This is a genomic window from Peribacillus sp. NPDC101480, from assembly GCF_050277335.1.
Classification (GTDB): Bacteria; Bacillota; Bacilli; order Bacillales; family DSM-1321; genus Peribacillus.
The window spans coordinates 103,104-129,154 of record NZ_JBNNSB010000003.1 but is presented as its reverse complement, the minus strand read 5'-3'; the positions used below and the strand labels follow the sequence as shown (position 1 = coordinate 129,154).

20 protein-coding genes and 1 tRNA gene are annotated in these 26,051 nt (G+C 40.1%); 4 read left to right on the top strand and 17 right to left on the bottom strand.

What is annotated here, in order from left to right:
• Positions 1 to 107 precede the first annotated feature (107 nt).
• Positions 108 to 181 (top strand) — tRNA-Arg (locus tag ACQKMF_RS11860).
• A 177-nt stretch (positions 182 to 358) separates the two neighbouring features.
• On the opposite strand, the gene ACQKMF_RS11855 is transcribed toward ACQKMF_RS11860, so the two are convergent.
• Positions 359 to 2,347 carry an acyltransferase family protein gene (locus ACQKMF_RS11855; RefSeq protein WP_427573321.1) on the bottom strand — a complete coding sequence of 663 codons (1,989 nt, stop codon included), beginning with the start codon at positions 2,345 to 2,347 and terminating at the stop codon, positions 359 to 361.
• A 521-nt stretch (positions 2,348 to 2,868) separates the two neighbouring features.
• Between ACQKMF_RS11855 and ACQKMF_RS11850 the strand changes: the two genes are divergently transcribed.
• Positions 2,869 to 3,033: a hypothetical protein gene (locus ACQKMF_RS11850; RefSeq protein ID WP_156404392.1), complete on the top strand. Its 165-nt coding sequence runs from the start codon at positions 2,869 to 2,871 to the stop codon at positions 3,031 to 3,033.
• Positions 3,034 to 3,247: 214 nt separating this feature from the next.
• Here ACQKMF_RS11850 and ACQKMF_RS11845 read toward each other — a convergent pair whose 3' ends face one another.
• Positions 3,248 to 5,440 (bottom strand): DNA topoisomerase III, encoded by a 2,193-nt coding sequence (locus ACQKMF_RS11845; RefSeq protein WP_402943198.1) that lies wholly within the window; start codon positions 5,438 to 5,440, stop codon positions 3,248 to 3,250.
• Between the two features lie 232 nt (positions 5,441 to 5,672).
• On the opposite strand from ACQKMF_RS11845, the gene ACQKMF_RS11840 reads away from it, so the two are divergent.
• On the top strand, positions 5,673 to 7,223 hold the full coding sequence (locus tag ACQKMF_RS11840; RefSeq protein ID WP_034316019.1) for an ABC-F family ATP-binding cassette domain-containing protein: 1,551 nt from the start codon (positions 5,673 to 5,675) through the stop codon (positions 7,221 to 7,223).
• Positions 7,224 to 7,329: 106 nt separating this feature from the next.
• Here the strand turns inward: ACQKMF_RS11840 and ACQKMF_RS11835 are convergent, their stop codons facing one another.
• Genes ACQKMF_RS11835 through ACQKMF_RS11825 form a run of 3 tightly spaced genes read right to left on the bottom strand, consistent with a single transcriptional unit; the run spans position 7,330 to position 11,076 of the window.
• Positions 7,330 to 8,517 carry a class I SAM-dependent methyltransferase gene (locus ACQKMF_RS11835; protein ID WP_427573317.1) on the bottom strand — a complete coding sequence of 396 codons (1,188 nt, stop codon included), beginning with the start codon at positions 8,515 to 8,517 and terminating at the stop codon, positions 7,330 to 7,332.
• Between the two features lie 33 nt (positions 8,518 to 8,550).
• Positions 8,551 to 9,459 carry a phosphotransferase gene (locus tag ACQKMF_RS11830; protein ID WP_402943192.1) on the bottom strand — a complete coding sequence of 303 codons (909 nt, stop codon included), beginning with the start codon at positions 9,457 to 9,459 and terminating at the stop codon, positions 8,551 to 8,553.
• A 15-nt stretch (positions 9,460 to 9,474) separates the two neighbouring features.
• Positions 9,475 to 11,076 (bottom strand): DEAD/DEAH box helicase, encoded by a 1,602-nt coding sequence (locus ACQKMF_RS11825; protein WP_402943189.1) that lies wholly within the window; start codon positions 11,074 to 11,076, stop codon positions 9,475 to 9,477.
• Positions 11,077 to 11,371: 295 nt separating this feature from the next.
• On the opposite strand from ACQKMF_RS11825, the gene ACQKMF_RS11820 reads away from it, so the two are divergent.
• Positions 11,372 to 12,664, top strand: coding sequence for an NCS2 family permease (locus tag ACQKMF_RS11820; protein ID WP_101223911.1), 1,293 nt, complete (start codon positions 11,372 to 11,374; stop codon positions 12,662 to 12,664).
• Positions 12,665 to 12,748: 84 nt separating this feature from the next.
• Here ACQKMF_RS11820 and ACQKMF_RS11815 read toward each other — a convergent pair whose 3' ends face one another.
• From ACQKMF_RS11815 to ACQKMF_RS11760, 12 genes are all read right to left on the bottom strand, one after another.
• A complete protein-coding gene (locus tag ACQKMF_RS11815; RefSeq protein WP_427573312.1) occupies positions 12,749 to 13,285 on the bottom strand; it encodes a serine O-acetyltransferase in 537 nt (178 codons plus the stop codon).
• A gap of 10 nt (positions 13,286 to 13,295) precedes the next feature.
• Positions 13,296 to 14,417 (bottom strand): glycosyltransferase family protein, encoded by a 1,122-nt coding sequence (locus tag ACQKMF_RS11810; RefSeq protein WP_427573309.1) that lies wholly within the window; start codon positions 14,415 to 14,417, stop codon positions 13,296 to 13,298.
• The gene (locus ACQKMF_RS11805; RefSeq protein ID WP_427573306.1) at positions 14,414 to 15,697 is read right to left on the bottom strand and encodes a hypothetical protein; all 1,284 of its coding nucleotides are present in this window, start codon (positions 15,695 to 15,697) and stop codon (positions 14,414 to 14,416) included. Before ACQKMF_RS11805 ends, ACQKMF_RS11810 begins: the two co-directional genes overlap by 4 nt.
• Positions 15,694 to 16,965: an oligosaccharide flippase family protein gene (locus tag ACQKMF_RS11800; protein ID WP_402943176.1), complete on the bottom strand. Its 1,272-nt coding sequence runs from the start codon at positions 16,963 to 16,965 to the stop codon at positions 15,694 to 15,696. The genes ACQKMF_RS11805 and ACQKMF_RS11800 overlap by 4 nt, the downstream gene beginning before the upstream one ends.
• 34 nt (positions 16,966 to 16,999) lie before the next feature.
• Positions 17,000 to 17,731 carry a WbqC family protein gene (locus tag ACQKMF_RS11795; protein ID WP_427573303.1) on the bottom strand — a complete coding sequence of 244 codons (732 nt, stop codon included), beginning with the start codon at positions 17,729 to 17,731 and terminating at the stop codon, positions 17,000 to 17,002.
• Positions 17,732 to 18,358 carry a PIG-L deacetylase family protein gene (locus tag ACQKMF_RS11790; protein WP_427573300.1) on the bottom strand — a complete coding sequence of 209 codons (627 nt, stop codon included), beginning with the start codon at positions 18,356 to 18,358 and terminating at the stop codon, positions 17,732 to 17,734.
• On the bottom strand, positions 18,358 to 19,335 hold the full coding sequence (locus ACQKMF_RS11785; RefSeq protein WP_427573297.1) for a Gfo/Idh/MocA family protein: 978 nt from the start codon (positions 19,333 to 19,335) through the stop codon (positions 18,358 to 18,360). Before ACQKMF_RS11785 ends, ACQKMF_RS11790 begins: the two co-directional genes overlap by 1 nt.
• A complete protein-coding gene (locus tag ACQKMF_RS11780; RefSeq protein ID WP_230176061.1) occupies positions 19,325 to 20,449 on the bottom strand; it encodes a DegT/DnrJ/EryC1/StrS family aminotransferase in 1,125 nt (374 codons plus the stop codon). The genes ACQKMF_RS11785 and ACQKMF_RS11780 overlap by 11 nt, the downstream gene beginning before the upstream one ends.
• Positions 20,450 to 20,548: 99 nt before the next feature.
• Positions 20,549 to 21,721, bottom strand: coding sequence for a glycosyltransferase family 4 protein (locus ACQKMF_RS11775; protein ID WP_427573293.1), 1,173 nt, complete (start codon positions 21,719 to 21,721; stop codon positions 20,549 to 20,551).
• Positions 21,722 to 21,894: 173 nt separating this feature from the next.
• A complete protein-coding gene (locus ACQKMF_RS11770) occupies positions 21,895 to 23,613 on the bottom strand; it encodes a right-handed parallel beta-helix repeat-containing protein (protein ID WP_427573290.1) in 1,719 nt (572 codons plus the stop codon).
• A 493-nt stretch (positions 23,614 to 24,106) separates the two neighbouring features.
• The gene (locus ACQKMF_RS11765) at positions 24,107 to 24,649 is read right to left on the bottom strand and encodes a hypothetical protein (protein ID WP_427573287.1); all 543 of its coding nucleotides are present in this window, start codon (positions 24,647 to 24,649) and stop codon (positions 24,107 to 24,109) included.
• Between the two features lie 8 nt (positions 24,650 to 24,657).
• On the bottom strand, positions 24,658 to 25,851 hold the full coding sequence (locus tag ACQKMF_RS11760) for a ParM/StbA family protein (RefSeq protein WP_048680510.1): 1,194 nt from the start codon (positions 25,849 to 25,851) through the stop codon (positions 24,658 to 24,660).
• Between the last annotated feature and the right edge of the window lie 200 nt (positions 25,852 to 26,051).

Sequence of the window (26,051 nt, the reverse complement as noted above, 5' to 3'; positions counted from 1 at the left end):
AGTGACCTGTTAAGCATTTATGAGGATTTTTTTTAATAAGTATGTGCTATTAGCTTGAAAAGTTTGCCTATAAGAAATATAATAAATAAGTCGTCGACTTTTTATATGTCCCAGTAGCTCAGCAGGATAGAGCGACAGCCTCCTAAGCTGTAGGTCGTAGGTTCGATTCCTATCTGGGACGCTAACTAAAAACCCTGTTACAATGCGGTTCTTCCGCGTAGTAGCAGGGTTTTTTTCTGTGATTTATGGGGCGGTTAAACAAATTCATAAAAAAAATCCGAGCCCTGTGAAACACAGAACTCAGATTTTTTATATACAGATAACCAATAGACCCAAACAAAACTCCCTTTAGCTATACTTACTTTCTATCTAAGCCTATCTCGTTGATTTTTTCATCAAAAATAGGTCCGAAACTTTCAGAATAAGTATTCGTTAAATGCCTATTGTCCCGGTAAATTATAACATTACCAATAATGGGCTGAAATTCACCGTTCACTTTAAAGTAATCTGTTAAGTCAATTTTATGCAATGATTTATTCTCTTTTTCAAATTGTCTCCAAAAGCTTTCGTCTTTCTGATTATCTACTGAATTCATTTTTTTTGTTGTTTCTTCTATTCCATGTGTTTCTAATGATTCCAGTACATTAAAACTATATCTTGGATCATCACGAACCGCTAACACTTCAATACCATATTCATCTTTAACATACTGCAGCTGATCAACCATCTGTTGTTGTATTTTATTATTGGGCGTATCAGAAGCTGTGGCGTGAGAAATGACAAGATCTACATCTGCATCCTTTAGATAATCGAGAACATTATTGACCCAGATACCTTTCAAATCATCATCCGTATAACCTGTTGAAAAACGTGTACCTGAACGGGTCATATTCAATACACGATAATTATCATCTTTTGTAGCTTTTAATATGGCACCTAACCAATGCTCTGAATGGGAACTGCCGATCAGGGCAATTGTAGCATCGTAATTTTCAGTTTCGCCATATTCCCCAATTTTCAAGTCACTTTCCTTCAACCCTTGGTTACTGCCGTCCAAATGCGATTGTGGTAAATCATCAAAGACTTCAGAATATGATGGAATTGGTTCCTGATCAGGTATATCATCAGGGTTTTTTACAGCTAACGCTCCTGGATAATTTTTATCGTTTATATTATTTTCCAGCCTATTTTTATCTATATATACTCCAATTAAAAGCGATGCAATCAAGAGTACATTCACACTGCCCATTATCCCGAGTCTCTTGAATGAGAATTTGTTGTCCTTTGAGCTTCGGATTGGTTCTTCTATATATCGAGTCATAAAAAAAGAAAGGGCAATTGATGAAATGATAATAAGAGTTCCGACGATGAATCCTGGAGTTTCTTGGACATTATAACGATAGAACTCCAATAAAACCCAATGCCACAAGTAGATTCCAAAAGCGATTCCACCTAGCTTCACCATTACGGGTGAACCTAAAAAGCGTTTGACACCATATTTTGTATCGCGTGTACCAGACAAAACAATGAATAATGCGCAGGTCATTGGCCATAAGGCAATATACCCCGGAAACATTTCAGATACATTGAAAACTATTCCCGTTAAAATTAAACCGATTAATCCAAGCCACCCTATCACTGTTGCTATATATTTATTTACCTTAATTGATGATAAATTGATACAGAGCAAACTGCCTAAAGCAAATTCCCACACACGTGTCATCGTTATGAAATAAGCCCATGGCTGATTGACAGAGGTTAAATATATGGAATATATAAAAGAAGAAACAAATAATATTCCTAAAATCGTATTAATTAATGTTTTAACTTTAGTTAATTTATATTTTTTTATTAAAAATAAAATCAAAGTGAATAATAAAAACCAAATTATATAAAATTGTCCCTGTATAGACAAAGCCCAAAAGTGTTCAACAGGTGTTTTCATTTGACTGGAATCTAAATAATCCGTGCTCGAAAAAGCAAGTTGCCAGTTTTGATAGAAAAACATGGAGGCAAATACTTCATGTATAGTTTTATCTAAAATTGATTTAGGTAATAAAAACCAACTTAAAACCAGAACAATTGCAAGAATAAAAAATACAGAAGGAAGTAATCTTTTTATTAATTTGGTGACATATGGAAGAAAACGAAATTCCCCTGTTCGATTAATTGTGGAAACAATTGAAGTAGTAATAAGAAAACCTGAAATTACAAAGAATACATCAACCCCGCCAGAAACACGATTAAGCCATATATGATAAACCGCCACCAGCAGTGCGGCAACAACACGTAACCCTTCGATTTCGGGTCTGAATTTACTCTCAGTATTAATTAATTTTTGATTCATTCGATTCTATCTCCTACCTTTTGTCATGCATACAATTTAAAATTATATCACTTTACAATAATGATTTGTCAACATAGTAGAAAAGGTTCTTTAATTTTCACAAGTACGGATTTTTTTCCAACTTTTCAACCAAGGCCCCTTACAGAAAATGTCGTTGCCTGGGCACGAAGCCTACAGCAGAACGTTACTTTATGAAAAAACGTCAGTCCACCATGGGGCATTATGAATATTTGGAAGCAGACGCAAACTCGGCATGTTACAACTTGTTATTCAGAAACATAATCATGTTTTTTTTAAAATATATGTTTTATCCTGTCCCATCCGGGTATATGAATACTGTAAGACATTCTCACCAAAGGAGATGATAGTGCATGATGAGTACAATCAGAAGCCAATGGAACAAAGAGAATGACGCAGCGGTGTTTAGTCCCGGTGATCAGCGTTAGAGTCAATTGAAGAGATGGATGATAATCAAATATGGGAATTACTAGTCTTCTCATCCAAAGGAGGAGGATACGATCATGAGTATTTACAGCCTATGGAATCCAGAGAATGATGAAGCAATTTTCAGTCCGGGTGATCAGAAGCCATTCAGTACACTCATACGAGTAGATTCGGATAAACACACACACACTGACAAAACACTTGAATATGAATTACATGGCACCGTACTGAATGAAATTTAACAGATGCAGGATATATGGAAAGGGATGGAGCGAGCGCTCCATCCCTTTCTGCCGTCTTTTTCTTTTATACTAATTTTGCGTTCATAAAGCTGCAACCTTGTTGTCTGGAAAGACGGGCCTGCCGACAAGGAAATTTCCCCATACCTGCTCCATTTAATTAACTCCATAAAAAAGAGCCCTTCACCTTGGAACTAAAAGTGAAGGACTCTTTCCTTTATTTATCGAATTTCAGTTTTGCCAAGGCATCTGCCAATGCAGTATTGATCGGCTCTTCTTTATTTTGCTTTTTCATATAATTGGAAACTTCATTTTTGGATAATTTTTGATTTTTATTTTGCCCTCTACGTTTATTGTAAGAAGAAAGTTTTTCGTGGAAACCACATTTACAGGTGAATGTCTGTGCTTCTCCTTGACCGCGCATTTCCATCTTTTTATGACATTGCGGGCATCTGGCATTTGTTACACGTGAAACACTTTTTTTGTGGCCGCAATCACGATCTTGACAGACAAGCATTTTTCCCTTTTTACTATTCACTTCTAGCATCAGCTTGCCGCAATCAGGACATTTCGTACCTGACACGTTATCATGCTTGAATTTTTGGTCACTATTTTTGATTTCAAGGACGATATTTTTGGCATAAGTGCGCATATCGCCGATAAAGGCCTGCTTTGGCAGCTTTCCTTTTGCTATCGCAGTTAACTTTTGCTCCCATTGGGCTGTCAAAGCTGGAGATCTCAAGTCTTCAGGCGCCAATTGTAGAAGTTGTTTTCCTTTCGAGGTAACATGAAGGCCCTTTCCCCTCTTCTCGATCAGGAAGCTATTGAACAGCTTTTCAATAACGTCAGCACGCGTTGCCACAGTTCCAATCCCGCCAGTTTCACCAAGAGTCTTGATGAGCTCTTTGCTTTCCCCTGCCATGAAACGAGCAGGATTCTCCATCGCCGAAAGAAGCGACCCTTCATTGAATGGTTCCGGCGGTTTCGTTTCACCCTCTGTTTGTTTCACAGTCGAAATGGTTAAACTGTCACCTTTTTGAACATTCGGAAGCAGTTGCTCAGCAAGGCCATCCTTAGCTTCTTCCTCATCGAATTGGTGATCATAGACTTCCTTCCATCCCGATTTCAGGACGACCTTCCCTTTTGCCATGAACGTTTCCTGCCCCATTTTTGCGGTGATGGTCGTTTGTTCATATTCAAAAGGCGGCATCAATACAGCAAGGAACCTTTTAACGACCAAATCATAGATTTTCGATTCTTTGTCGCTCAGTTTTCCCGGCAGCGGCGTTTGCTCAGTGGGGATGATTGCATGGTGATCAGAAACCTTGCTATCGTCCACGAACGATTTATTGGTTTTAATTGGGCTGCGCAGGATCCTTGATGCATACTGGGCATATGGTTTAATGCTTACAGCCTGTAATCTTTCTTTTAGCGTATCAACCAAATCCGTTGATAAAAAGCGTGAATCCGTCCTTGGATAAGTCAAGACCTTATGGCTTTCATATAAGCGCTGCATGATCGATAACGTCTCTTTCGCCGAATAGCCGAATTTCTTATTGGCGTCCCGTTGAAGTTCTGTTAAATCATATAAAGAAGGGGCAAAATTTTTCTTATGGGACTTGTTTACTTCAACCACTTCTGCACTTTTCCCCTTAACGGCTGCAAGAACCTTTTCTGCCTTGGTTTTATCGAATGTGCGGATATCTTTTGATTGGGCATCTTGCCAGACGAGGCGCAAATTGGGTTCTGCAATTGCCGAAACGCCATAATATTTCTTAGGTTGGAATTGTTTTATTTCCTCTTCTTTTTTTGCAATCATCGCAAGTGTCGGCGTTTGGACCCTCCCGCAGGATAATTGGGCATTGTGCTTCGTTGTTAGGGCACGTGTCGCGTTCATCCCAACGATCCAGTCCGCTTCCGCCCTTGCTACAGCAGAGGCAAATAGGTTTTCATACTCCTTGCCATCCTTCAGATTTCTGAATCCATCTTTGATCGCTTTATCCGTTACAGAGGAAATCCAAAGCCGCTTGACCGGCTTCTTCACATTCGCTTTTTCGAGAATCCAGCGTGCAACAAGTTCCCCTTCACGTCCTGCATCCGTTGCAATGATGACATCCTTGACATCATTGCGATTTAATTGTGTTTTAACCGATTGAAATTGTTTGCCTGATTGCTTGATCACGACCAATTTCAAAGCAGGCGGCAGCATGGGCAGGTCCTCAAGGCGCCAAGTTTTATATTTTTCATCATAAGATTCCGGATCTGCATGGGTGACCAAATGACCTAGTGCCCAAGTGACGATATACTGATCGCCTTCAAAAAAGCCATTACCCTTTTTCCCGCAATTCAGCACTTTTGCTATATCTCTGCCGACCGAGGGTTTCTCGGCCAGTACGACTGTTTTACTCATAATAACATCCTTTCGCTTTTAAACTGGTTCCTCCATTATCTCATATAATTTAAGACAGGGCGATAATGCACGGCATGGCATTGGATCCATTGGTTCACATTAAGGATTACCCTTCGAGGGGCTCCCTGTACCCACATATATGTAAATTAATAGATTAGATAGCAATCCCGTGCAGATTTTAGTATGATGAAACGTAGGGATTTTTTCAAATTAATTGGGAGGTTCAATATAAATGAGCTTACTTTCTATAGATAAATTAGCACACAGCTTTGGCGACCGTACCTTATTCAAGGATGTTTCCTTCCGCCTGATGGCCGGCGAACATGTTGGTCTGGTCGGGGCAAATGGTGTCGGGAAATCAACGATGATGAATATCATTACAGGGCAACTTATCCATGATGATGGCCGGGTCGAATGGACACCTGGTGTCGAATATGGCTATCTTGATCAACATACGATACTTTCAAAGGGTAAATCGATTCGCGACGTCTTGAGGGATGCATACTTACCTTTATTCGAGCAGGAAAAAGCTCTGAATGAAGTTACAGAGAAAATGGGTACTGCCACTCCGGAGGAACTTGAAGAACTCTTGGAACAAATGGGTGAAATCCAGGACAAGCTGGAAGCCGGCGGTTTTTACAATCTGGATATTAAAATTGAAGAAGCAGCACGCGGTTTAGGGTTGGATGCAATCGGTTTGGACCGTGATGTCTCTGCCCTAAGCGGCGGACAACGGACAAAGGTTTTACTAGCCAAGCTACTTTTGGAACAGCCTGAAGTACTGCTCCTTGATGAACCGACGAACTACTTGGATGTAGAGCATATCCGCTGGCTGAGCAGCTACTTAAAGGAATATCCTAATGCATTCTTATTAATTTCGCATGATACCGAGTTCATGAACGGCGTCGTCGACGTCATCTTCCATCTTGAATTTTCTAAATTGACCCGTTACACGGCAACTTATGAAAAATTCCTTGAGCTGGCTGAATTGAATAAAAACCAACATATTAACGCATATGAAAAACAGCGCGAATTCATTAAAAAGCAGGAAGATTTCATTGCAAAGAATAAAGCACGCTATTCAACGACCGGACGGGCAAAGAGCCGTCAAAAGCAATTGAATCGCATGGAACGCATCGATCGTCCCGAAACTGCAATGAAACCTACCTTTGACTTTAAAGAGTCACGTGCGAGCAGCCGTTATGTCTTTGAAGGTGAAGATCTGGAAATCGGATATGACCGCCCATTGCTTCCGAAGTTGTCCATGACCATCGAGCGGGGAGAAAAAATTGCCGTGGTCGGCTGTAACGGAGTTGGTAAATCCACTCTATTAAAAACGATTTTGGGTAAAATCGATCCTCTAGGCGGTAAAAGATCACTTGGCGATTTCCTTTTTTCTTCGTATTTTGAACAAGAAGTGAAAGCAGGCGATACGACGCCGATCGATGAAGTATGGAATGCTTTTCCGCATCTGGACCAACCGCAGGTACGTGCGATTCTTGCCCGTGTCGGTTTGAAAAACGAGCACATTACACGTCCGATGAGCCATTTAAGCGGTGGAGAACAAGCTAAAGTGCGCCTATGTAAACTCATGCTTACCGAAAGCAATTGGCTGTTATTCGATGAACCGACGAACCATTTGGATGTCGTTGCAAAAGAAGAACTGAAACGTGCATTGAAAGAGTATAAAGGAACGATTGTCCTCGTATGCCATGAACCTGATTTCTATGAAGATTGGGTTACCAAGGTATGGGATGTAGAGGAATGGTCGGCACAAAATTAATTTTTTCGGGGATGTCGCAGAAGCGGCATCCCCTTTATTATGGAATAAATAAAAAAGCTGACTGAAAGGGCTCCTTCAGTCAGCTTTCATTTCCTCATCATGCAGCTTAAACACGTTCCGCCACCAAGGTATATGTTTTTGGAAGCCCAATATCATAGATTTTATGATTCGGTTCTTCCTCGAGCACTTTAATAACGAGCCCTGATTGACCTATTGACGTTATAAGTTCCCCGATTGTCCATTTACGCTGTACAACTCTTGAAAGGCTCCCTTTTTCCTCATCCGGCATATGCTTCGAAAAAGCGACCTCATTATTTTCGATTGCCGGAGCGAAATAGTTGCCTGTGACTTTGTGTTTTTTACCATTTGAAGTAATGAGCTTTGTTGAAATCGGGTGAAATTCATGCAGTACGAATCGGCCTCCAGGTTTCAGCATCATTTTAATTTTTTCAAATAACGGCTGCAGATCTATTAAGTAATGAAGTACACCGAGCTCCATTAAAACCAGATCCTGCTTCCCCGATTCATGGTCGGATGATAGCGAAAGGACATCCGAAACTATATACTCGATGGAGACTTTGGCGCCACTTGCCAGCTCATTTGCAAACATTGCGTTTTCCTGGGAAAAATCAACGACTTTCACTTCTGCTCCCAATATGGCCAGTGCAACTGCCTTGACACCGTTCGATCCCATCAAATGAGTGATTTTTTTGCCGGATATTTCCCCCATATATTTATAAAAAGGGTGCAGTCTCCATTTTGGGTTCTGTTTGATTTTTGATGCCAATTCAACGGGATCTCCATAACGATTGACAAGCGCTAAATAATTATTCTGGTTCCACGCCTGTTCATTTTCCGCTGTGAACCCCTTCTGCTCGGCTGATAAGTAAGCATGAATCTCGGCACTGAACTTTCTCATTTCTTCTTCGTATAAATAACTGTATAACGACCTGCACCAAACCTCCATATCCCCCATCTTTATGGATAAACGATAAGGGTCCGTTTTAATGGTCGTGTTAAACCGGCAGCGAACAGTGACAGAAATCCCCTCGACATCCATTAGAAAGAATGCAGTCTCAGGACTTCTTTCAGGCTTTGTTGGCGCGTATTCGGAAAAAAGATCCAAAGCCTCATTAAAGACATCCCATTGTACATCCATTTCGATTTTCTGATATTCATCGATATCCACTCCTTGTACGAAAAGAGCAGATCGACCTGAATATTGGTAGGGAATATTAGCTTGATCCAATATGTTCGCCATTAATGTGATTGTTTGATAATAACTTGCCTTCATATGTACCTCCTAAACATCAAAAGAGCATGACGATTATTCTTCTATAGCAAATTCCAAACCGGTACTCGTAATGGCAATCAGCTCTTCATCGTGGCGATCTATGCCATAAACGAGTAATGTAACAAGCATATATATGGCTCTGAACCGGGCTAGGCTCTCTGTTTCCTTTTCGATTTCACCATAGATTTCGAAAAAAAACCTGCGCGCCTCTTTCGGGAAATAACTGTATAAAAAGGAGAAATCAATGGCTGGATTCCCGATATGAACATCTCCCCAATCAATGATACCTGCGAGAACGCCTTCGTCATCAAGTAAAACATTCCGGATATGAATGTCTCCGTGAACGAGTGAAATCGGATGCTGAACGTCCAATTCGCCTAAGGCTTCAACAAAATCCTTAACCGCATGCGCCTGTTCAAAGTATCCTAGGTTTATTAGATTCGAGACATTTTCCATAAGTGATTTCTTTCGATAGGGTACATCAAGCCTCATCATCCCATCAGGCTGCACACCCAAACACATAGCCCTTTCGACAGGGAAACTGTGAAGAACCTTCAAAAAGCGGGCAAATCTTTTTGCCGATTCGACCTTATTTGCTTTTGTTCCTTCTACAGGCAAGTGTCCCTTCACCATTTTATAACCGGTAAAAGGATAAGGATACAAAGTGCTTGGTTTCCCAAAAAAGATTGGTTCAGGGATAGCAAGCGGAAAAGTGCCTGCAATGGATGGCAAAAGCTGATTTTCCACTTGAATCAACGTAACTGCAATAGGGCGGCGGGGAAAACGGAATACAAATTGCCCATTGATTTGTATGACCGTGTTATCGAAACCCTCCCCAAGTTGCTTGATCTCATTCAACTCAATTTCCGGAAACTGCAGCATGATCAATTTCCCTGCCAGATCCAGAGAAACTGGATATTCTGCCAACCAAGGCTTGTTCACTCCCGTCTCCCCCTTTTACCGGTTTCTCCCTCTATTGGGGCTGCTGCCAGATCCACCTCTGCGATTACTCGCCCCTTGTGTACTAGTTGATCTACGGCTGTCTCTTTGACCTCCTCGTGGATTGTCACGCTTTTGTCCACGGCTGTCTTCCGAGCGGCCACTCCGCGGATTCTCTCGCCTTGGTCCACGGCTGTTTTCCGAACGGCCTCCCCGTGAATCCTCACGTATAGGTCCGCGGCCGTTTTCCGAACGAACTCCCCGTGAATCCTCACGTATAGGCCCGCGGCTGTTTTCCATCCGGCCTCCACGTGGTTTCTCCCTCTCGACTTCACGATTGTCCGCTTGATTTACAGAACGGTGACTGCCCCGATTCGGTCCTCTCGTATCTATCCGTTCCCGATGTTTCCTTCCCCCTCCCGAACGCGGGCGGCGGGTACCCTCATCGGAAGAGTCATCATGACGCTTCCTTTTTTGCCTCACCTCATCGGGTTGGAACATTTTCACTCCTTCAATCGTCCTTCTTTCGATTTTCATGGATATCCCTTTTTCAATATCGCTTAAAAGCTGAAGATCCTTCGTTGCTATGAAGGTTACAGCCAAGCCGTTCTCACCCGCTCTGCCCGTCCGGCCAATTCGGTGGATGTAACTTTCTGCATCCTCGGGAACATCATAATTAAACACATGGGTCACGCCTTCTACATCAAGCCCTCGTGCAGCAACGTCCGTTGCCACTAAATATTGAAGCTTTGCGTCTCTGAAGTTTTTCATCACACGTTCCCGCTTTGCCTGTGAAAGGTCACCATGAAGCTCTTCAGAATTGAATCCAGCTGCCTTCAGGGCATCATTCAAAACCGAAACACGCCGTTTTGTACGGCAAAATATGATCGCAAGGTATGGCTGTTCTTCTTTGATCATGTTGATTAATGAAGATTGTTTGGCACGATCGGTCGTCTCGATGACAAGCTGCCTGATTTTCTCGACCGTTACTTGCTCTGCCTTCACAGCGGCAGTTAATGGTTTAGTCATGTAGCGTTTTGCCAATTGATGCACCTGTTCAGGCATCGTTGCTGAAAAGAGCAGCGTTTGGCGCTCATCTGGAAGCTGTCCCATGATCTCTTCCACTTCTGGTAAAAACCCAATATGAAGCATTTGATCAGCTTCATCAAGCACAAGTGTTTGAGTTTGTGAGAGATCAATGGTGCCTCTTCGTAAATGATCTAATAACCTTCCTGGCGTGGCGACCACCACGGAGATGTTTCTTGTCAGCTTTTTCATTTGCTGCTCGACATCCTGTCCGCCATAAACTGCAAGCACTTGAAGTCCCTCGATTTCATCAGCGAATTTTTTCAATTCAGCAGTGATTTGCAAAGCCAATTCCCTGGTTGGCGTGACGATCAATGATTGTATGTGGGATGCGGCGGGATCGACCTTTTCCAAGATTGGCAGCAAAAATGCCAAAGTCTTCCCCGTTCCCGTCTGCGCCTTCGCGATGACATCCCTTCCAGCAAGGATATCTGGTATCGATTTCTCCTGAATCGGGGTAGGGGCGGATATTCCTATTTGCTTTAATATGTTATTAATCGCCGGGCTGACGCCAAGGTCGATGAATTCTGTCATGTATGGGCCTACTTTCTGAATTTCTTCATTTAATTGACTGATAAATCCACTTTAATGGTAACAGCTTCGTTCACTTCATGTCATTATCCTTAGTCTAAGCTATTTGTTAGTATATCATTATCTATTTTCGAGAAAACCTGTACCTTAAAATTTTTCATGCTATTGTACTTTAGTTATTTTTCTAATATAATTTATAAGATTTATTATCATCGAGCTACTTACTTGAAAAAGGGTAAGCATCTCCTCCTTGTAGATTTTTGCAAGGATTTTTTGTATAGAAAAAAGGAGTGACCGCATGTTTAAATTAAAAGAACGGAATTCAAATATTAAGACGGAAGTACTTGCGGGGCTTACAACCTTTTTAACACTGGCTTATATCATCGTTGTAAACCCCATGATCCTTTCTGATGCCGGTGTTCCATTCGACCAGGCATTCACAGCAACCATAATCGCAATAATAGTCGGTACCCTATGCATGGCCCTTTTAGCCAATTACCCAATTGTCATAGCACCGGCAATGGGATTGAATGCTTATTTTGCATACTCGGTATTGGGAACCCATGATATCTCATATACAGTTGCTTTCTCTGCAGTCTTTGTTACGGGCATCATCTTTATCCTTTTATCCCTAACCTCTTTCCGTTCAAAATTGATCGAGGCCATACCTAATAACTTGAAACATGCTATCAGTGCCGGAATCGGGCTTTTCATCACCTTCATCGGACTGCGTTTGTCAGGTGTCGTCACACAGCATGAATCCAACCTGGTTACCCTTGGAAGCTTCAGGGATCCCAGCGTGGCGCTTACATTGGTTGGTTTGGTCATAACGATCGTTCTGATCGTTCGCAATGTGCAGGGAGCGATATTCATCGGAATGATCGTGACTGCCATAATCGCTTTCTTTACAGGCCAATTGGAAATTAACGGCCTGGTTTCCACCCCTTCATTACCTGAAGGCATTATAGTCGCCAATCCCATCACATCTATCGCCGATGTCATTAACTACGGGCTATATGGCGTCGTCTTCTCCATTTTGCTTGTAATGCTATTCGATACGACCGGTGCTTTATTAGGAATTGTCCGCCAAGCTGGATTGCTGAAGGAGAACAAGCTTGAAAAATCCGGCAGTGCCTTCTTTGCAGATTCCGTCGGCACTACTGTCGGTGCCATGTTCGGTACAAGCCCGACCGCTGCCTCGGTTGAATCATCAGCTGGTGTAGGAGCGGGCGGCAAGACAGGTTTAACCGCTTTGGTAGTGGCCATCCTTTTCTTGATAACAGCCTTCTTCAGTCCATTGATAGGAGCTGTCTCAAATGTAGCGGCAATCACGGCACCTAGCTTGATCATCGTGGGAAGCATGATGATTAAGAGCATTAATGAAATTGACTGGACACACTTTGATGAATCATTCCCAGCCTTTTTGGTCATTGTCGCCATGCCTTTGACATCAAGCATCGCCAACGGGATAGCACTCGGATTCATCGCCTACCCCATTTTAAAAATGGCAAGAGGCAAATTCCGTGAAGTGCATCCGTTCGTGTACATGTTTGCTGCCCTATTTCTTTATCAACTGATTTTCCTGGCTTGATCATCTCATGAAGGGCACCATGGGATAATAAAAAGGAGTGTTCAATTAGGCTAATTGAACACTCCTTTATTTGTTTACGTGCAATTATTTTATAACGGTTTCTTTCTGTTTACCTTTAATCACACTTGGCACCCCAACCGCCGTGCAATTATCGGGAACGGATGTCAAAACAACTGCATTTGCCCCCACTTTCGAATTCGTGCCAATTCGGATGCCGCCCAATATTTTAGCGCCCACTCCAATATATGCATAATCACAAACCTCAGGAGCTTTTCTGATTTCTTTACTTTGCCCGAACGTTACTTGATGCAATATTGTAACATGATCGCCTATTTTAGTAAACGGATTGATTATAATGCCTTTAGCTCCATGTGGGAGGTGCAATTTTTTTCCTATTTGAGATTGTGCAGGAAATTCACAGTTCATGAAGAGTCTTATAATTAACAAATCAATCATGCGGTACAAAATCCATAATACTTGTTTTAAGATTGGAACGTTCACTTTATAGTAAATTATATTGCCTATCCGGTAAACAAACATGACGATTATTCCGTGGATTCCGCCCAACCTCCCCCAGTTACTAATAAATGCCAATTTATTTATCCATTTAAATAATCCCATAGCAAACCTCCTAGGAACATGAATTTAATTCATCTAACAGAGATAGTAGTTTTTCCTCTTCATTCTCCCAATTATATTCTTGTCTATATGCAGCTTTTCCTCGTTCCCCCATGTTTGCTGCTTCCTCAGGGGATTCCAGTAAATAAACCGCTTTTTGAACCATATCATCCATGTTTGCTACATCGGCCGATACTCCACAGCTCCATTTATCCATTACATCTTGAATAAGAAAATCAGAAACCATAAATGGAATGCCAGCGGCCATATATTCAAAACACTTTGTTGTTTTACCACCCATGAAATTAGGATCAGGAACTAAAAATGCCATACCTGCATGTGCTTTCTGGATGGATTCGAATGCTTTATCAAAGGCCATTACACCCTCTAGACTGATATAATCTTCCAAGCTGTTGTCCAGGATGAAGGTTTTCAATTTTTCGATGTAGCCTTCACTGCCCGTTCCAATGATCTTCATATGAAACACTTTCTTTAATTCTACTAATCTTTTTGCAAGAATCAGCATGGTTTCCCCGCCACGTATATCAGAGATGCTTCCTAGGTAGATAAAGGTGAAAACATCTTCTTTTCCTTTATTTTCCTTCATTTTGGGAATTTTCGGGTAATTGTAAACATCTGTTGTTGGACAAGTTAAGAACTGATAATCCTCTTTATACGTTATTTCTGCAAACACGACCCCGCTGCATGCACTTAGCAATCGTTTCTCCAAATGACGATATATACTCAATGCAATTCCGGGTATTTTTTTTCTCATAAGGACCTTTGGTACATTTTCATGCATGTCATAAACAATGACTGGATGATAACGGGGAATTCTCCTTATGAAGCTCATTAAAATCAGCAGCTCCGGATCATGAAACTGAATCACATCAGGTTTATCCTTCTTAATCTTCCGGTACAGGGCAGTCCAATTTAACATACGCCCTTTCCTGGATTTCTTAGGCAACAGTTCAACTTCTATATTTGCAGGTATATGATCAGGGATTAGGTTACTTTCAATCGCTATATGCTTCACCTTGTACATTCCCGTTTCTCCAAAAGAAAAGGCTTGCCGAAAATAAATCCTCGTATCATTCCATGGGTGCACCGAACTAATATTATAAAATAACTTCATCTGTTATCTCCCTTTTGTAAATCTGACCCTAACAATAAATACATGATAACGAAAGTAAAAAACATCCCGCCTGTCACAAACGTTGTTGTAAGCGCAGTATCCGCTAAACACCATGCAGGTACAACAAACAGGATTATGCCGACACCTTGCCACTTTTCATTTTGCGTCAAGCTATCATAAAACCATAATATCGCTGCCAAGATCACTGTATAAACCAAGAATCCAATATAACCGAAATTAGCAAAAGCATCGGCGAACATATTGGCATTGGCAGCCATTTCAGGTCGGCCAAAGTACTCTGTACCGATAATGTATGGCGGACTCTTGTCATAAACAGGATCTATGAATTTTTCTAAAATACTATACGACAGCAAGGCTTTTGGATGAGTTGAAAAGAAGTCTACATAATAGGTTGTCAGCAAGCCCGGTGTGATGATCATCCTTCTGGCAAATAAATTAGAAAAATATGCCTGATCAAGGATAAAATCAAGAAAAATGCTGATGCCTAACAGCGAACAAAGACTTATACAAAAAAGTATGGAAAAATCCCTTCCCTTCTTCCGAAAAGCAATGAATACAATGATTAATAATCCAGTCGATAAAAGAGTGGACTTCAAGCCATTGACGGTGTACAAAAGGTATTGCAGCCCTAGTCCGATAACCACATAGGTATATTTTTTTTTGCATAAGCCAATGGTCACGATTAATGGATTACATACTTTTGCAAGCCACTGTATAATATAGCCTGCAAGAGGGGTTAGTTTCGTTCGGAAGGCCATTCGCTTATCATAGATATCCTCGGAATTTATAGGAGGCTTTAGACTAATTCCGCCCGAAACTTTGAAGATGTAAAGAAAAAAAATCAATAATGTTATAACAAAAATGATTTTTAATAGACCGAGATTAACATTAGGAGGTGTAATCTTCATGGCTGGCAATCTATTTACATTTCCAATGATAAGTAAACAAAAAAACAAAAGAACATTCGCATATATAAAATCAGGCTGCAGCGTAAATAAATAGTTCGGAACCCATACTACCGGTATATAGACAATAAAATACAAAATCCAGAAAACGAGTTCCGACGGCTTATCCAGTTCCTTTTTTATGAATATGGATGGCAATATAATAAAAAACATGGAAATTACTATCATGACTGCACTTGGATGTTGCCGATATATATACCCCATATAAGCATATTCAGGGGAAATAAAGTAAACGTAGGATATATCCAGTAACCAGACGTATAATCCTACCAGACCCAGTTGAATCAGCTTCATTTTTTTAGATTATCCTCTCGATCTATGGAATGTATCGCCCTATAGCCAAGGAGAGCAAAAAAGTAGTAGCTGGCCCCCATACAAATGCTAAAGTATAAAATGGCTGTTTCAGCTGAACCCCCTGAAATGAATATGACCAGTACTCCAATAGAAGACAGTAACAGCCTTGAAACATCCCATAAGAGCTGAGTCCGTTGTTTTTTGATTAAAAACAATATTTGGGAAACTGGCATGACAATCACTTGACTTAAAAACATAAAAGACATCAATGTCACATATTCACCGGAAACACGCCACTCTCCTCCAAAAACAAAGCTGAAGAGACCGGGTGCCATCCATGCCAAAATTACCATTATCGGCACACCTAACATGGCCGTTTTAGTAATAATGCTCTTATACAAATGTAAAACTCTTCCCGGTTCATTTGAAATGCTTTTTGCCACTTCGGCATAGAATACTGTCGAAATACTCGCTCCCAACAAACTAATGGGTAAACCGATCGTTTTTGTAGCCATGGAAAAATGCCCTGTCACGTCAGGTCCGTATAGACGCATCAATAACAAAAATATGATTTGCATAGATAAGGAACTTAAGAGGGTTGACCATGTGGAGTATTTGGCGAATTTCTCATATTTTTTAAGTAAGTAACCGATTCTCCTATAGTTCACTTTTGGCCAATGCATTCGCTTTAAGAAATATCGCCAAATGTACACAAGGGTTATTCCCCGTCCAATCATATCTCCCGCTATTAAACCTATTCCTTGATGATTAATGGAAATAAGTGAGAACTGACTTATTACATTGCTAATCGATTGAAGCAGTTTAGAGTGAGTTAACCCTTTAAACTTATCTTCTTTTAACATCCAGTAACTCATCACTTGATAGATTCCAGCAAAAAACAGGCCAACTGAAAGCAAAAAGTCATTCATTATCGAAGTTTCTATACCGTATAATCGAAATAATGATAGATTAAGGAAGCCTAAACCTATATTCAGGATACAAACGACGGCAATCGTAAACATGCTAATGTACATCAAGTGAACCGTATTACTATGGTTTTTTTCTAAAGGAATCGCCTTTTCTAAACAAAGAGATGCAAATGACATGAGAATGGCCAAAAGTGACGTATAGGTTGAAAACACACCAAAATCTTCTGGTGTATATATTCTTGTCAGTATGGGGGAACTTGCGAATAGAATAAGCTGTGCAAGTGAATTCCCTGTTAATAATAAAAGGATTTTATTCATAAATTCATTTTTTATTTTCATATTTTCAACCACGCCACATCTCTATTTTATATACTCATTTACATTGTTCTGATTTGCCTACATTATCTTCCGTAAACGTTTCTTTTATTTGATCCGCCGGATAGTGCATGATCCAATCTAGAATCGATAAATTTTTTACACATTCTTTTTCATTTTTCACATAATACACGGGATGTATGAACTTTTGATAAACGACTTCAATACCTTCATTATGAAACAATTCTTCTTCCAAATAATCCTTTCCGCTTTTCCCGCTTAAATAGCATGTACCTCTGGTTTGCTTAACTAAGCTGACTAATCTCTCTGTTTTTCCAAAGGAAGTGTTAAAATCATTGGAAAGATGTGTTTCTCCTTCATAATTTAAATATTTTAAAATCAATTCAAATAAATGAATATTTAAATCGACTAACAAAGCGTGTTCTTTTTGATATGCTTCTTCCAACAACGGGAAGAAATCTTGAAAGTGCCGAGTTTTTTTATAAACTTCGGATATTTGCTTCAAATGATTCCTTTTCCATTTTTGATTCGGGGAATGATAACTGATTAATTTTTCATGTAACATTTCAGGCTTTTTTTGAAGCGGTACAGTTAGCCTTGACTCTTTTCCATCAGCACCTAGAATATATGTTTTATTTTGAAAATTACTTGAAGAGTATTTCACATCGGCCAAATATATAAAAACGTCCGATTGGAAAACCTTATGAATCAAACCAATCCAGGGCAGGAAATTCGGCTGGTGAATTGTGACTATCTTCTTTTTTCCCACCTACAAAACCTCTTTTGAAAAAATTAATAGGAATGTCTCCGCGTATTTACAATTCACTTGGGAACCCCTCCAACTGCCGATATGCTCCGCATTCACTAAATAATGCCCCATATACCCGGTTAGCTGTGATTGGAACACGGTAATCATACGTTTTTTATCTTCCATGAACTCTGTAATATCACTATAAATATTCGGGTGAAATTGATTGGCAGCGATGTTATTATTTTGGTTGATTTGTTCGAATTCATATAGTGTAAATTGTTTTTTCCTGAAACAGCTTCTTACCACCTTTGATAACTTTTGATGATCTTGATGACTATCATTCATCCAATGTGTGTAGACTTCGTCTGGTTCCATCTTTTCGATGATATCGTCGAGCTCTTTTATTAATTTATGGAGAGGGATATCCTCAACGTTATTACCCTCACAGTACTTAGAAAACTGTACCTCATATCCGAAATTCTTTGATGACTCCATTGCCTCTTTTTTCCTGACCTCGATATTCGAAGGGATGGAAAATATGATGTTGATAATGTAATGTCCTTGGTTCAGCAGCTTACGAACGGTACCGCCCATACTAATTTCCGCATCATCCGGGTGTGCTGTTACTAGCAATATTTTTTTCATCATGTTCCTCCATTTAAAGCTTGTTCAATGATAGATATCGCTTTAAGCGTAATGTTCTTTTGTTCCATGTAGGCCGTTACATTTTTCTTTAAAATCCATTCTGAAAATTCAGTGATTTCATAAAGCAAACTGTTATCACTGATAGGTTCACTTATCGTTTCTTCAATGTCATTAATGATACTGCGGTAACTTATTGTGCGGATATCGTATAACGAGTGAAAACGCAAGGTTCCGTTCTCTCCGTAAATTTCCGATATTGAATCATTCGTTAAGTTAATTTTTGAAATCAACATCGTTATTTTAAAATCTTCATATTCAAAGATGCACGTACCGCCTAAATCAATGTTTTTTACGATCAATTGTTTAAAATAATAACTTTTAACGGGAACACCAAATAATTGGATGGCCGCATAAATAGGATAAATTCCAATCGTTCTTAATGTCCCGCCACCATGATTATCATCGAAAAGTGGAGCTTTCTCCCCTTTTAATAAGGCCGAATACTGCTTGGAATAGTTTTGGTACTTTAGGGTTGCCCCATGGATCTTCCCTAACTTTTTAATAGCTTTCTTTAAAATTTGAAAGTTGGGTTCATAAATGGATCTAACTGCCTCAAACACAAAAACATTTTGTTTTTCTGCAGCATCGAAAACTCGGTTGGCCTGATCGGCTGTCATGAATGCCGTTTTCTCCACAATAACGTTCTTTCCATGCTCAATGGCTGCCATCGCTTGATCATAATGGGAAGCATTTGGAGTGGCTATATAAACAGTATCCAGCTCATCATCTTCAAACACTTCAATCAGGGATCCAAAAACTTTAGGAACTCCTTTTTCTTTTGCAAGCTCCTTGGCATAATGAAATCTTCTCCCCCAAATTCCCATCACCTCTCCATTTGAACTTTCATTAATGGCATCAATCATGGCACAGCTTATTGGACCTGACCCCACCACTCCAATCCTATTTTTAATCGCCATGTTCCACTGCCTGTTTACATTTCGCTACAATGTATTTCAGATCCTCATCTGACAAATCCAAGTGACATGGCAACGTGAAATGAGATTCACGAAATCTATCGGCATTCGGGAGAGACGCAAGGGGATATTCCTCTAGCAATGTGGGCTGTAAATGTAATGGGACCCCATAACAATGCCCGGTGCTTATATGACACTCGTTTAAATGCTTTTTAAATGTTTCGCATTGCTCTTTGCTTTTAGACATGACGATTATTTTATAAAATGAAGATATATTGTGGTCAGATGAAGCTTGGAAGTAAAGACCGTGTTCATGAAAAATCTCGTTCAAGTTTTCTTGATAGAAACTGAAGATTTCCTGCCTGACCTGGATCATCCCATAAGCTTCCTGAACTTGCAGATAACCAAGCAATGCATTAAATTCACTAAGAAGCATGTCACCGGATAATACTTGATTGACTGCACCATTTTCATTCCCATGGTGCCTTAACAACTCACAGTATTTGATTAAATCTATATCATCCGATGTAATGACACCGCCTGTTGCACTTGTAACAATTTTAGTGGGGTACATTGAAAAAACCCCAGCAAATCCAATTGTGCCTGCTTTATATCCATTTATAGTGGCACCAAAAGCATGTGAAGCATCTTCGATTAGATAAAGATCATTCTCATCACAAAACTCTTTAATCTCAAAGATGTTATCAGGAATCCTTCCGGCAATATACGTAATTAGGACAACTTTCGTTTTAGGAGTCACGGCGTTCTTCAGGCTATTTAAATCCAAATTGAAATCCTCTAAATTAATGTCACAAAGAACGACCCTTCCTTTCGCATTTTTCACCGCATATACTGGAGAAATGAACGTATTGCTTGGCATGATCACTTCTTTGCCTTCAACATCTAGATATTTTAAAATAATTTCAATGGCGGCCGTTGCACTGGAAAGTGCGACAGCATACTTAGAATCACTGTATTGTCTGACGCTTTCTTCAAATTTCCGAGTATACTCACCTAAAATTAACCTGCCAGAATCCAAAATCCGCTCGATGTTCTTAAGGTATTCCCGTTTTACCCAACCTGTTATCACTGGCTTTGTATTTACGATAGTCTCCATGGAACTCCATCCTTTTTCCAAAATTAGATCTTTCAATAGACCTTAAGTGAGATGCAGACAAATATATCAAATTCTGTATGACCCATTGTTCATGAATATTCAATGATCATTAACAACCAATTCCGACAGTGTTCGCTCCAGTTTTGAAATCAATTTGGTTTTCTCATAATTCAGGGTTAAACGCTTTATATTTTCTTGTATTTTCAGATACATTCGTTTGTCATTTTTCATTGCTTTTACATACTCTATCATCTGTGATTCTTCACTATATTCAAAACCGTGACCTGCATCATATTTTGTCATGACCTCATGCTGCCAGCCTTTATAGTTTATTAATGTTGGTTTTCCGGCTGCCCAAAAATCAAAAAGTTTATTTTGACTATTCCTATCCAATATTTCATTATCACGTACAAAACACAGACCTATATGAGATATGGCCATTAATAAGTACGCTTCTTTTTTAGATACCTGATCCAAGAAAATGACGTTGTTTAATCTTTTGCTCTCTTTCACTTGAATTAAGCGTTCTTTTTCCTTTCCATCACCTACAATTAGATAGACAATATCGGGGTCATCCGTCTTTTCGGCAAGCTGTAAAATATAATCGATATTATTGATAAATCCTAATGTGCCTGCATATAAACAGATAAACTTCGCTTTTAAACCTAATTTATTCAATGCTTCTTCTTTATCTTCGGAACGAATTCGAGAAAAATAGTTTATATCCGCAAAGTTAGTAACCGTAGCAATTTTTTCCCGTTTGACTCCTTTTCTCAATAAATCCTCTTTCATTCCAGGCGAAAGCACGATGATTTTATCCGCTGAAGAATAAATCATGCTTTCTAGCTTCAATAAAATTCCCTTTAACCATTCATGTCTGATGATTCCCAGCTCAATAGGTATATCTGGCCATAAATCCCTTACTTCAAAAACAAATTCGCTGCGCTTCACCTTTGCAAGAAGCATACCTATCAATCCAATTGTCAAAGGGGTCGAGGAAGCATAAACAACGTCTACCTCCTTCTCCTTCGCCCCAATGAAAAAACTTTTATACATATAATGAACAAACGATAATAATCTTTTCAGGTAACCATATTCTTGTTTATATTTAGTTTTGGTTGATAGGATCTTTATTCCCTCACGCGAATCTATGGAATTCCCGGTGATGATGGTGACTTTATTATTTTTAGAGACTAAAAATTTAGCTATTTCATAAGATCGGGTACTGCCTTTATCGGTATTGAAATATTGATGCAAATAAAGAATCTTCACTTTTTCACTTCCTCTTTTACCCACTGTGATTCAATTTGACTTACAGAGTAATGCTTTGCCTATTGCTTCACCCCAGAAAACAAATGTAACACTTAATATAGGTGGCGCATGTCCCTTTTTTAGAATGGGGCGTTTTAACTTTGAAACCCACTAGCATCTTGTACAGCACTCCCTTACTCTTGATAATTCGGATGGGCTTCACCATCTTCAATGATGTTTTTCACATTAGGTTTGTTCCAATCAAGGAATGCCGAGATGGCAATCCAGTCATCCAGGCGGTTATAAACCGTTTTGTCTTGTACATGGATTTCATGCCCAACTTCGGTAAATCTGTTATCCCCTTCAATGACGTTGCTTTTCATGTTCAAAGAGGTGATGGCATAGTCATTTGTAGGGCTGCCGTTATTATGCGACCCTCTGATGCCAATGCCCGCTGAAATGAACTTTTCATCGGATTTATGAATTTGGTTTATGATGTTTCCTTTGATTTTGGTGAACTTGTTGGAGCTAAGCATCGCGATCCCATTGTTGAGGCCATTTTCAATGATATTGCTTTCAATAAGGGCATTTTTGGTCACATGAATACTGATGCCTCCCCATTCCTCGACATTAGCCCGGACATCATTCACATAATTGCCTTTAATCACGACCTTTTGCAGGAAGCCCATCTTTGTTTCAGTAAGATCATGGTATTGCGTTCCGTTGACTGTAATGCCCCGTTCGCTGACTGTTGCATTTTTACCTATATCGTAATACGCATAATCATTAAAAGAATTGATTCTATTCCCCTCAATCGTAATATTGCCGGGTGGGTAAGCTGAGATAGATCCTCCCTTGTAATCCATTCCTCCGACAATGATTGGAAAACGCGTGTTTAAGATGACATTATTCGTGAAGGAAACATTTTGGCCTGAATGGGTGTCAATCCCTTCCCATCGAGGGTTATTCGCCACCACATTCCCCTCGACTGCGATTGTGTCACTTCGCTGGAACTTTGATTGAGTCATTGCATCTCCGGCACTGTCTTTCCGGTGACTAAAGGCGATGCCATAGCTTTGTTTGGTATTGCCCACCGTCTCCCCAGGCCCAAGGTTTCTCACCGTCGCATGCCTTACAGTCACGTTACTCGCGGAATAACCGCCGATGCCTGCATATCCAATATCCTTTATGGCCATTTTGTTTCTTTTTCTTGAATCAGACCCTTTAATCATGACTCCATTCACATGTTCTAAGTAAATGCCATATCCCTCATACCCGGAAATTTGAACATCCTCGATCAGGATATTTTGAAGCCTGTGCAAATCATTCACAGCCGAATAAACAGACACCAAATCCGCCGTGGATTTGGATTGATCGATTGCAGTGACCTCAATGCCCCTGTTCCTTGCTTCAAAATAGTTTCTCGGTTTCCCAGTTTTGGGGTCTTCCGTCCTTCGTTTTCCTTCTAGTATCAGGTTTTTGACACCAGTATGGCTCACCATGATTTTAATCGTGACAGAATTGCTTGAGGGCTGGGTACACATTGTCGTGACGGGGCGATCGTTCTCAACCGTCCCTTCTAAAATGACCCCTTCTTTCATTGCAATAAAGGCACTCGCCGTAAACTGGCCTTTTGACAAACGGACCGTTCCCCTTTTCCCATTCGATACATCTTGCGGATAGGCGGAAACCTTTGTAATGGCATTATTAAGGATCGTCCGGATCGATGTCGCGGAATGGTTTGCGTCTAGTGACAGCGTTTGTTTTAACTCCCCTTTATTGTCCAATAACTGAATCGCGGTGCCCGTTGTGGGACTGCAGATCTCGTTTGCCCCGACTGCAGTTGACTGAAGGGAGAAGAGCGCCACGATAAACACAGTAAATATTCCTGTCATTTCATATAATCGTTTCATCTGAATACTCCCATGTCTTTTATTCATTTTTTCTACAGTTGTTTTGCATTTTCCAGGGCAGAAACCGGACACGACATCCTAGTCGACCTAGAAAAGAGTGGTGCCTATCTAATGTTACAAGGGATTTGAAATGTGAGTTTCTCAAAATCAACATAAGATGTTTTAATCTTGGAACAGTCGCTTAAACGTATAGTTCATTCGACAATTTTCACAAAAAAACTTCAATCGATCATAAAAGGTATAAACCGAATTGTGTTTGAGGAAAGCTTCACTATTGAAAAGTGACGGCCGTTTGATGTGTGTTTTATTCTAAGGAGGAATGTGTCCGGCGATTACAAGAGGGACTCGTCATCGACAGAAAAAGCCTTTCCCCTATGTTGGCCGGGAAAGGCTGCAGCTTGATATACTCTTTTTTATGTGTCATTCCTCATAACCCCCGCAAAGAAAAAGGAGGATATCCAACTTGTAGTCAGATATCCTCCTATATGTTCACTCACTGGTTCATTTGATCGAGAAAATCACCAAGAAGATCATCAAGATTTTCCTCTTCAGGTTTTGGTTCCTCCACTTGTTGTGTGGTTTTTTCCAAACTCCAATCAAAGTCATCCAAATCTTTCTTAGATATTTCTGCCTGCACCACTTCATTATCCTGTTCTTCGGGCTCATCCTGCAAATAAATCTCCTCATTAATTACATTGCTGTCTAATGAGGCTAGCAAGGCTGTTGCGCGTAAAGGATCGGATAAAAGATGGTACATAATCGTTCCAAGCATAGCTTCTGAGTGGGAATGCTTGAGCCAGTCACGCTGAGATTTGCTAAGCTTGTTCGGCATGGGCAGGGCAATCATTTCCCGTTCCTGATGGGTCGATTGTCCGATTCCATCGAGAACATACTCGGCAATTTTACTGGAAAAATTCCTTCTTTCCGTTTCCTTCAATTTCTGCAGCTGCCTTAACGTATAATCTGATACATCTGAAGGGATACGAAAAGTGATGGCTTGTCCTCTTTTGATTTCAGAAGAAGCTGTTTTTTTCATTCTCTCACCTATTTAACAGCACCTGATCTTTGTTCTTTCTTCTTTTGGTGGGATTGCTGCTGTTCCTTTGAATTCCGGCGATTAAAATCCGAAATCAATTTATAATAGGCGTTGGCCATCATCCAAACGCTTTCCCGTTCATCTTCAAAAAAGTCGATATTGTAGCCATCAAAATTCTGATTGAGCGTTTTCAGGTAATCTTTCAAGACAATCGAACCTCCGCCAACAAAATAGCAGATTTCCGTTTGCGAGTTTTTCTGCCATACGTTGCGCAGATGGCGATATTGCTTTTTGGCAAGTTCTCCTAAAATCCGGTCGACGATATCATGGACGCTTGTCCGGCTTCCGCGAACCATAATATGGTTACGATCGTTTTTCTTCGTGATGATTTCAACGACATCTCGCCTGCTATCCAGCTCGACACCGTGTTTTTTTCTGATTTCTTCACGAATAGATTCAAGAGCCTCAGCTACTCCTAGATTGAACCCTTGCGCCTTATCATCGTCAACTTTACGGTTTTTAATGACCGCGATATCTGTCGATAGTCCGCCAATATCTTGAATGAGAATTCTTCTATCTATTAATTCACGGTTAATGATATTCAAATCATTGTCCATGACTAAATTAATGTATGCGGCGAAGCCCTCTGGATAGACTTTCACTTCATCAAATTTGATATTAACCTTAATACCTTGGTATTTAGGTGTAATTAAAAATTCTACTTGGTGAACGGATCCCAGTAGCTTCGAACGGTACCCAACATCTTTCCCTTCCTTAACTTCCCGAAGAGGTAGACCTGTTCCAAGCGTATAATTCGCTTCGACAACGTTATTTACTTTTTTGAACTTATCATTATTCCCTTGCTTGGCAGCATCCAATGCAATAGCCGCAAAAAGCATGACTAATGTTTGGTCTTCCTCTGATTTACTGCTCCCCAAATCTAGTTCTGTTGGGTTATCACTTTTTGTCGCTAAATTTCCGACACGATAAATGGCATTATTGTCTTGCAATGCTGGTGAATGGACTCTAATATGTAACCCTTCCAATGGGTTTTTTTCATCGAGTTCTTCGATTCCTATGACCGGACGATCTTCAATGTCTTTTGCAATGACATTTGGTATATATAGTTCAGACTCTAGCTTTCCAAAAATAGCTTTAATTGCATCATTTCCTACGTCTATTGCTGCGATTCTAGAACTCATCTAAAAACATCCCCTTTTTCATAAAAAAATTTAGGTGGAGCACTCTATTAAGCATAGAAAAGGTTTCTATATTAGTCAATGCTTCATAAGTTGTAGCTTTATTTGTCGAATTGTATTCATTTGTGTACACATTAGGAACAAATATGTACACACGTTATATATAGCCATGTGTACTCATTTGTAAACATGTTTACTTTTTT